The 9,431-nt window shown below is 57.8% G+C and carries 7 protein-coding genes and 1 pseudogene; 5 read left to right on the forward strand and 3 right to left on the reverse strand.

Annotation, left to right across the window (positions count from 1 at the left end; genetic code table 11):
- Positions 1–29 precede the first annotated feature (29 nt).
- Positions 30–884, reverse strand: a complete 855-nt coding sequence (nfo, locus tag HMPREF1024_RS24670) for a deoxyribonuclease IV (protein WP_002912937.1) — start codon at positions 882–884, stop codon at positions 30–32.
- Positions 885–955: 71 nt separating this feature from the next.
- Complete coding sequence (locus HMPREF1024_RS24665; protein WP_002912935.1) at positions 956–2,005, reverse strand: YeiH family protein; 1,050 nt, start codon at positions 2,003–2,005, stop codon at positions 956–958.
- Between the two features lie 265 nt (positions 2,006–2,270).
- On the opposite strand from HMPREF1024_RS24665, the gene yieE reads away from it, so the two are divergent.
- The 3 genes from yieE (at position 2,271) to cirA (ending at position 7,257) form a co-directional block, all read left to right on the forward strand.
- Positions 2,271–3,137 (forward strand): DNA-binding transcriptional regulator YeiE, encoded by an 867-nt coding sequence (yieE, locus tag HMPREF1024_RS24660; RefSeq protein WP_002912932.1) that lies wholly within the window; start codon positions 2,271–2,273, stop codon positions 3,135–3,137.
- Positions 3,138–3,315: 178 nt separating this feature from the next.
- Positions 3,316–4,785 (forward strand): amino acid permease, encoded by a 1,470-nt coding sequence (locus HMPREF1024_RS24655; protein WP_002912929.1) that lies wholly within the window; start codon positions 3,316–3,318, stop codon positions 4,783–4,785.
- 498 nt (positions 4,786–5,283) lie between these two features.
- Positions 5,284–7,257 carry a catecholate siderophore receptor CirA gene (gene cirA / locus HMPREF1024_RS24650; RefSeq protein WP_009307409.1) on the forward strand — a complete coding sequence of 658 codons (1,974 nt, stop codon included), beginning with the start codon at positions 5,284–5,286 and terminating at the stop codon, positions 7,255–7,257.
- Positions 7,258–7,327: 70 nt separating this feature from the next.
- Here cirA and fghA read toward each other — a convergent pair whose 3' ends face one another.
- Positions 7,328–8,161, reverse strand: coding sequence for an S-formylglutathione hydrolase (fghA, locus tag HMPREF1024_RS24645; protein WP_009307410.1), 834 nt, complete (start codon positions 8,159–8,161; stop codon positions 7,328–7,330).
- Positions 8,162–8,521: 360 nt separating this feature from the next.
- On the opposite strand from fghA, the gene folE reads away from it, so the two are divergent.
- Together folE and HMPREF1024_RS24635 are read left to right on the forward strand one after the other, a co-directional pair.
- Positions 8,522–9,190, forward strand: coding sequence for a GTP cyclohydrolase I FolE (folE, locus tag HMPREF1024_RS24640; RefSeq protein ID WP_002912924.1), 669 nt, complete (start codon positions 8,522–8,524; stop codon positions 9,188–9,190).
- A gap of 15 nt (positions 9,191–9,205) precedes the next feature.
- Positions 9,206–9,431 (forward strand): annotated as a pseudogene (locus HMPREF1024_RS24635) (hypothetical protein); the annotation flags it as partial.

Consider the following 9,431-nt stretch of genomic DNA (forward strand, 5'->3'; position numbering starts at 1 on the left):
CGACTGTTCGGCCCTTTTTTTGTCTCTATTTACGCCACTTCGGCAATCTGCTGCGCCCGCAGCCAGGCAATCTCTTCCGCCCAGATATCCGGGTTGATGGTTTCCAGAATCAGCGGAATACCGTCGAAGCGGCTGTCCTGCATGATCCAGCTGAAGCAATCGTGGCCGATGTTGCCTTCCCCCAGGCTGTGGTGACGGTCGACCCGGCTGCCGAAGGCGCTCTTGGCATCGTTGAGATGCATGCCGCGCAGATACTGAAAACCGACGATGCGTTCGAAGGCGGCGAAGGTTTTTTCGCAGGCTTCGGCGCTGCGCAGGTCGTAGCCGGCGGCGAAAGCATGGCAGGTATCGATGCAGACGCCGACGCGGGATTTATCTTCCACGCCGTCGATGATGGCCGCGAGGTGCTCGAACTTAAAGCCGAGGTTGCTGCCCTGGCCAGCGGTGTTTTCGATCACCGCAGTAACGCCTTCGGTCTTCGCCAGCGCGATATTGATCGATTCGGCGATGCGCGCCAGGCACTCCTCCTCCGGGATCTGCTGCAGATGGCTGCCGGGGTGGAAGTTGAGCAGCGTCAGTCCCAGCTGCTGGCAGCGGGTCATTTCATCAATGAAAGCATCACGGGATTTTTCCAGCGCTTCTTCCACCGGGTGGCCAAGGTTAATCAGGTAGCTGTCGTGCGGCAGGATCTGCCCCGGGCCAAAGTGATACTTTTCACAGGCGGCTTTGAATTCGGCGATGGTCTCGTCGCTGAGCGGCGCGGCGCGCCACTGGCGCTGGTTCTTGGTGAAGAGGGCGAAGGCGGTTGCTTCGATTTCGGCGGCGCGAATGGCGGCATTGGCCAGTCCACCTGAGGCGCTCACGTGCGCTCCTACGTATTTCATAAAAAAACTCCAGTTAAAGCCGCTGGGGGGTGGGTAATGATAGCGGCTTAACTGGAGAAAGATGTAGTGCTTTATGCCATCAGGCTGTGGATAGCGACGTTAATGACCCCGCCGCCGACAATCAACCAGACGAACAGCATCAGCGCCATCAGCAGCGGTTTCGCCCCGGCTTTTTTCAGCGCGCTGACGTGGGTGGTGACCCCGAGGGCGGCCATTGCCATCGCCAGCAGGACGGTATCCAGCGTCACCAGCATATCCACCACGGCTTTCGGCAGCAGATGGAAGGAGTTAAACACCGCCACCAGGATGAACATAATGGCGAACCACGGAATGGTAATTTTACTTTTCTCGCCGTTGCCTGCCGGGGTCAGCTGTTTAACACGCGCCGCCAGGAACAGCAGGAACGGAGCCAGCATCATGACGCGCAGCATTTTGGCGATAACCGCCGCGTTCTCCGCGTCCGGGCTGACCGCATGGCCGGCGGCAACAACCTGCGCCACTTCATGCATGGTGGAGCCCATATAGATCCCGTAGGTCTCCGGGGTAAACCAGTGCGCCAGCAGCGGGTACATCGCCGGGTAGAGGAAGATGGCGATGGTACCGAAGATAACCACTGTAGCGACGGCAACCGTCACTTTACTGGCTTCGGCTTTGACCACCGGCTCGGTGGCGAGCACGGCCGCCGCGCCGCAGATGCTGCTGCCGGCGCCGATCAGCCAGCTGGTGTGTTTATCGAGACCAAACACTTTCTGGCCAAGGAAGCAGGCGATGAAAAAGGTACTGGAGAGCGTCAGAACGTCAATCAAAATACCGCTCACGCCGACGTCGGCAATCTGGGCGAACGTCAGGCGAAAGCCGTAGAGGATGATCCCCAGGCGCAGCAGATGCTGCTTGGCGAAGATCACCCCGCCGTCGCAGGGCTGCCAGATTTTCGGGTAGACCGTGTTGCCGACGACCATCCCGAACAGGATAGCGAGGGTCAGGGCGCTAAAGCCCGCGCCGGCGATGGCCGGGAAACTACCGGCCCACAGGGCGGCGCCGGTCAGAGCGGCGGTCAGCGCCAGGCCTGGGACAAAATGCCACAGGGAACGATGTTTGGTGGGTAAAGTGAGTGCTGTCATAACCTTCTCCTTTGTCTGCCTAAAGGTTACGACGCGCGGGATTAAATATAAAATTGATTATATGTTTATAATCAATCGTAATAAGTGGTTAATGGCCGCTTCGCCGGTTACAACGGGGCGAGAGCGGGTTAGGCAGAAGCGGGGCGGTCTCGCCGGCAAGACGATGATTTTGTGATATAAGCGGATTTTCCTTCCGTCAGCCGCCTCGATTTGTGTCACCATAGTAAGGAAGGTTATTCAGGTTGGATTACTAAACGGGTGGGTTATGCATATTACGCTGCGGCAGCTGGAAGTGTTCGCCGAAGTCCACAAGAGTGGGTCGACCACTCAGGCGTCACAGATGCTGGCGCTTTCGCAATCCGCGGTCAGCGCCGCGCTGACCGATCTGGAAGGGCAGCTCGGCGTGCAGCTGTTTGACCGCGTCGGTAAACGACTGGTGGTGAATGAGCATGGACGGCTGCTGTACCCGCGTGCGCTGGCGCTGCTGGAGCGGGCCCTGGAGATCGAGCAGCTGTTTCGCGGCGATAACGGGGCGATCCGAGTCTACGCCAGCAGCACCATCGGCAACTATATTATGCCGGAGATTATTGCCCGCTATCGTCATGACTTCCCGGATCTGCCGGTCGAGCTGAGCGTCGGCAACAGCCTGGACGTCATCAACGCCGTCGCCGACCTGCGGGTGGATTTCGGCCTGATTGAGGGGCCGTGCCATGCCGCCGATATTATTGCCGAGCCGTGGCTGGAGGATGAACTGGTGGTGTTTGCCGCGCCCAACTCACCGCTGCTGGCGGGGGAGGTGACCCTGCAGCAACTGGCTGAGGCGCCGTGGATCCTGCGCGAGCATGGCTCCGGCACCCGGGAGATTGTCGATTACGTTCTGCTGTCGCATCTGCCGGCGTTTCATCTGGGCATGGAGCTGGGTAATTCAGAGGCGATCAAGCACGCGGTCAGGCATGGCCTGGGCATCAGCTGTCTATCGCGGCGGGTGATTGCCGAACAGCTTGCCTCGGGCACGCTGGCGGAGCTGAAAGTGCCATTGCCCCGGCTGACGCGCACGCTGTGGCGGATCCATCACCGGCAGAAGCATATTTCTAAAGCATTACAACGTTTTCTGCACTATTGCCAGGTGTAGCAGCCCGGTTTTATCGCCTGATTACGGGGGGAATTCGCTGGCAATTCCGCAGGTTAGTGCTTTACTAATAATTTGCGGGCGATCATGAAGCTCTCTTATAACTTTGCATTTGTACCGGATGGAACCCCGATCGTCTGCTACAATCGCGCCTCATTTTTTGGATGGATAGCATTATCACATGGTTTCGGAAACTAAAACCACAGAAGCGCCCACGCTACGTCGTGAACTGAAGGCGCGCCACTTGACCATGATCGCCATCGGCGGTTCCATCGGTACGGGTCTTTTTGTTGCCTCTGGCGCAACCATTTCGCAAGCAGGTCCCGGCGGGGCGCTGCTGTCTTATATTCTGATCGGTTTGATGGTCTATTTCCTGATGACCAGCCTCGGCGAGCTGGCGGCGTTTATGCCGGTATCCGGTTCCTTCGCCACCTACGGGCAGAATTATGTTGAAGAAGGCTTCGGCTTCGCGCTGGGCTGGAACTACTGGTACAACTGGGCGGTGACGATCGCCGTTGACCTCGTGGCCTCACAGCTGGTGATGAGCTACTGGTTCCCCGACACTCCGGGCTGGATCTGGAGCGCCTTGTTCCTCGGCATCATGTTCCTGCTGAACTGGATCTCGGTGCGCGGCTTTGGCGAGGCGGAATACTGGTTCTCGCTGATAAAGGTAGCCACCGTCATTATCTTTATCATCGTCGGCGTGATGATGATTGTCGGCATCTTCAAAGGGGCGCAGCCAGCCGGCTGGAGCAACTGGGGGATCGCGGATGCGCCGTTCGCCGGCGGTTTCTCGGCGATGATTGGCGTGGCGATGATTGTCGGCTTCTCGTTCCAGGGCACCGAGCTTATCGGCATCGCTGCCGGTGAATCTGAAAATCCGGAGAAGAACATTCCGCGCGCGGTGCGCCAGGTCTTCTGGCGTATCCTGCTGTTTTACGTCTTCGCGATCCTGATTATCAGCCTGATCATTCCGTATACCGATCCGAGTCTGCTGCGCAACGATGTGAAGGATATCTCCGTCAGCCCGTTCACCCTGGTGTTCCAGCATGCTGGTTTGCTGTCGGCGGCGGCAATCATGAACGCCGTTATCCTGACTGCCGTGCTGTCGGCGGGTAACTCCGGGATGTACGCCTCCACGCGTATGCTGTACACCCTGGCCTGCGACGGTAAAGCGCCGCGTATTTTCTCGAAGCTGTCGCGTGGCGGCGTGCCGCGTAACGCGCTGTACGCGACCACCGTGATCGCGGCGCTGTGCTTCCTGACTTCCATGTTTGGCAACCAGACGGTGTACCTGTGGCTGCTGAACACCTCCGGGATGACGGGCTTTATCGCCTGGCTGGGTATTGCGATCAGCCACTATCGTTTCCGTCGCGGCTACGTCCTGCAGGGTAACGATATTAATAATCTGCCGTATCGTTCCGGGTTCTTCCCGCTGGGGCCGATCTTCGCCTTCGTGCTGTGCCTGATCATCACCCTCGGACAGAACTACGAAGCGTTCCTCAAGGACACCATTGACTGGGGCGGCGTGGCGGCGACCTACATCGGTATTCCGCTGTTCCTCGTCATCTGGTTTGGTTACAAGCTGGCGAAAGGCACCCGCTTTGTTCGCTACAGCGAAATGACCTTCCCGGACCGCTTTAAGCGTTAATCTTCGCGATTGTGCGATAAAAGCCCTCTGTGAAGAGGGCTTTATATTGCTGGCAAAGTGCAATCTTCAGGGATTGCCCGGCTGCGCTGCGCTTGCGCGGGCCTACAGATAACCGCGTAACTGATTGATATTGCGATGTTTCGTAGGCCTGGTAAGGCGGAAGCCGCCACCCGGCAGACATGTGAGCACAATAACGAAGACAGATTTGTCATCACCCGGAAGCCCTCTGAACAGAGGGCTTTTTTTATGTTTGTGCGGTTACAGCTTGTCACAATTCTTCATAATTATATTGATAATCGTAATCATTATCTTTATCATTTTCGCCCATTACGGATGAAGCCACTCCCCGTCTCTGCCGCTTGTACAGACTGACACCGGGCGACCAGCCACATCGACGAGAAAACAGCGCGAGCATGCCGCCGACAGAGCGGCAAGCCGCCAGCGCGTGTGAGCAGCACCTTGTTGTTTGTTTGGTTGTACACCTCATGGAGATTTGGAATGTTCAGGTTAAACCCTTTTATCCGGGCGGGATTGTCTGCGTCCGTCGTATCGTTGGCGTTTCCGGCTCTGGCCGATGTGAATGAAGAAACGCTGGTGGTGACCGCCTCGGCCACTGAACAGAATGTCAAAGACGCGCCGGCGAGCATCAGCGTCATCACCCAACAGGATTTACAACGCAAGCCTGTTCAGAACCTGAAAGACGTGCTGCGCGATGTGCCTGGGGTCCAGCTCACCAACGAAGGGGATAACCGCAAGGGCGTTAGCATCCGCGGTCTGAGCAGCAGCTATACCCTGATCCTGGTCGACGGCAAGCGCGTTAACTCGCGGAACGCCGTCTTCCGCCACAATGACTTCGACCTTAACTGGATCCCGGTGGATGCTATTGAGCGTATCGAAGTGGTGCGCGGCCCGATGTCCTCCCTTTACGGCTCCGATGCGCTCGGTGGGGTGGTCAACATTATTACCAAAAAAATCGGCCAGAAATGGACCGGGACGCTGAGTGCTGATACCACTATTCAGGAGCACCGCGATCGCGGGGATACCTATAACGGCCAGTTCTTCACCAGCGGCCCGCTGATCGACGGCGTACTTGGAATGAAGGCCTACGGCAGCCTGGCAAAACGCGCCAAGGACGATCCGCAGTCATCCAGTAATGCCACCGGCGAGACGCCGCGCATCGAGGGCTTCACCAGCCGCGATGGCAATGTTGAATTCGCCTGGACGCCGAACGAAAACCACGATTTTACCGCAGGCTACGGCTTTGACCGTCAGGATCGCGATTCCGATTCCCTTGACCGCAACCGCCTTGAGCGGGAGAACTACTCTCTGAGCCATAACGGCCGCTGGGATATCGGCAACAGCGAGCTCAAGTTCTACGGCGAAAAGGTGGATAACAAAAATCCAGGGCAGAGCGGGACTATTACCTCGGAAAGCAATGCCATCGACGGCAAGTATGTCCTGCCGCTGGGCATGATTAACCAGCTGGTGACCTTCGGCGGCGAATGGCGCCACGACAAACTGAAAGATCCGGTCAACCTGAGCAGCGGCGGCCAGTCAACGTCGGCTAGCCAGTACGCCCTGTTTATCGAAGACGAATGGCGCATCATCGAGCCGCTGGCGCTGACCACCGGCATTCGTATGGACGACCATCAGACCTATGGCGATCACTGGAGCCCGCGCGCCTATCTGGTGTATAACGCCACCGATACCGTCACCGTCAAAGGCGGCTGGGCGACGGCGTTTAAAGCCCCGTCGCTGCTGCAGCTTAACCCCGACTGGACCACCAACTCCTGCCGCGGCTCGTGCAGCATCGTCGGTAACCCGGATCTGAAACCGGAAACCAGCGAAAGCTTCGAGCTCGGTCTCTACTACCGCGGGGAAGAGGGCTGGCTTGAAAATGTCGAAGGCAGCATCACCACCTTCCAGAATAATGTCGACGACATGATCGACGTTCTGCGCACTTCCAGCGCCAGCGAAGCGCCGGGCTACCCGAACTTTGTCGGCTGGAAAACCGTCAACGGCAAGCGCGTGCCGATCTTCCGCTATTTCAACGTCAACAAAGCCCGCATCAAAGGGGTGGAGACGGAGGTGAAGATCCCGTTTGGCGATGAGTGGAAGCTGACGGTGAACGACACCTACAACGATGGTCGCGATCTGAGCAATGGCGGCGACAAACCGCTGCAGACGCTGCCGTTCCATACCGCCAACGGCACGCTCGACTGGAAACCGCTGGACGACTGGTCCTTCTACGTGACGGCCAACTATACCGGCCAGCAGCGCGCGGTGAGCGCCACCGGCAAAACGCCGGGCGGCTACACCCTGTTTGACGTTGGCGCGGCATGGCAGGTGACCAAAAACGTGAAACTGCGCTCCGGGGTGCAGAACGTGGGTGATAAAGATCTGAGCCGGGACGACTACAGCTATACCGAAGAAGGCCGTCGCTACTTTATGGCGGTGGATTATCGCTTCTGATTGCCGGCGCTAAAACGCGTCCTGTAGGCCTGAACATGCGCCGCGAAGCAGCTTCGCGGCGCATTGGCGTTTAGCCAAAGAGATGCTGCGCATGGAAGCGCAGATGGTCTTCAATAAACGAGGCAATAAAGTAATAGCTGTGGTCGTAACCGGGCTGGATGCGCAGCGTTAACGGCCAGGCCTTCTGCCGCGCGACCTCCGCCAGTACCGCCGGCTGCAACTGTCCGGCAAGGAATGGATCGTTGTCGCCCTGATCGATAAGCGTCGGCACGGCGTCCTCCGGCCGGCTGGCCTGCATCAGCGCGCAGCTGTCCCAGGAGTGCCATGCCGATTCATCCGCGCCGAGATAGGCGGTAAACGCTTTCTTGCCCCACGGGACCTGGGAGGGATTGACTATCGGCGCGAAGGCGGAGACGCTGGCGTAGCGGCCGGGATTTTTGAGCGCCATGATGAGCGCGCCGTGGCCGCCCATCGAGTGGCCGCTGACGGCGCAGCGTTCGCCGACGCTAAACTCGCTACGAATAAGCGCGGGCAGTTCGTCACGCAGGTAATCGTACATTCGGTAGTGCGCCGCCCAGGGCGCCTCGGTGGCGTTCAGGTAGAAGCCGGCGCCTTGTCCGAGATCGTAACCGTCGACGTTGGCCGCCTCGTCACCGCGCGGGCTGGTATCCGGCATCACCAGCGCGATGCCCAGCTCGGCGGCAATGCGCTGGGCGCCCGCCTTGGTGGTAAAGTTCTCATCGTTACAGGTCAGCCCCGACAGCCAGTACAGCACCGGCGGCGGCGTTTCGCGCTCAGGCGGTAAAAAAATGCTGAACGTCATGGCGCAGTTCAGGACAGGGGAGTGATGACGCCAGCGTTGTTGCTGGCCGTCAAAACAGCGATGCTCTTCAAGCAGTTCCATGCAAGGCTCCTCGGAAGGGATGTGCGCGTAAACGTTCATAATACAGATATTTCATTAGCCGGTGAGCAACTTTCACTTTCTCCTTTTGAGAACTTACTGCATCATTAATGCAACTTATAGCCAACATGCCGGTGTAGCGACGGCGCTTATGAATGCGTACAGCGGTTGGAACATTCCGGATACGGCGATAAGGATTTGGCGTTGCGCCTGAGGCATGGCTTCGCTCCCTAATAAAAGGCAGCGCCAATTTCAATAATTATCGTTACGGCTACTGGATTCTGTGCGCCACCTCACGCACAATGAATACAAACTTTGCCCCCAGAAAAAGCAAAGAGCGCCACACCTGCAGGAGAAACATAAATGTCATCACTGAGTAAAGAAGCCGTCCTCGTTCATGAAGCGCTGGTCGCTCGTGGGCTGGAGACGCCGATGCGTGCGCCAGTACAAGAAATTGATAACGAAACACGCAAGCGTTTGATTACCGGTCATATGACCGAGATTATGCAACTGCTGAATCTGGATCTGAGTGATGACAGTCTGATGGAGACCCCGCATCGCATCGCCAAAATGTATGTCGATGAGATCTTCTCCGGGCTGGATTATTCTCGCTTCCCGAAAATCACCGTCATTGAAAACAAAATGAAGGTCGATGAAATGGTCACCGTGCGCGATATCACCCTGACCAGCACCTGCGAACACCATTTCGTTACCATCGATGGTAAAGCGACGGTAGCCTATATCCCGAAAGATTCGGTGATCGGCCTGTCGAAAATCAACCGCATCGTGCAGTTTTTCGCCCAACGTCCGCAGGTCCAGGAGCGTCTGACGCAGCAGATCCTGATCGCGCTGCAGACGCTGCTCGGCACCAACAACGTGGCGGTATCCATTGACGCGGTGCATTATTGCGTGAAGGCGCGCGGCATTCGCGACGCGACCAGCGCCACCACCACCACCTCTCTCGGCGGCCTGTTTAAATCCAGCCAGAATACCCGCCAGGAATTCCTGCGCGCAGTACGTCACCACAACTAAAACGGAGCAGGGTGCATGGAGAGAAATGTCACGCTGGACTTTGTCCGCGGCGTCGCCATCCTCGGTATCCTGCTTCTCAATATCAGCGCCTTCGGCTTGCCGAAGGCCGCTTATCTCAATCCCGCCTGGTCAGGAAGCGCGTCCCTTAGCGATGCCTGGACCTGGGCGCTCCTCGACCTGCTGGCGCAGGTGAAGTTTCTCACCCTGTTCGCGCTGCTGTTTGGCGCCGGTCTTCAGCTAT

Source organism: Klebsiella sp. 4_1_44FAA (assembly GCF_000238715.1).
GTDB classification, from domain to species: Bacteria; Pseudomonadota; Gammaproteobacteria; order Enterobacterales; family Enterobacteriaceae; genus Klebsiella; species Klebsiella pneumoniae.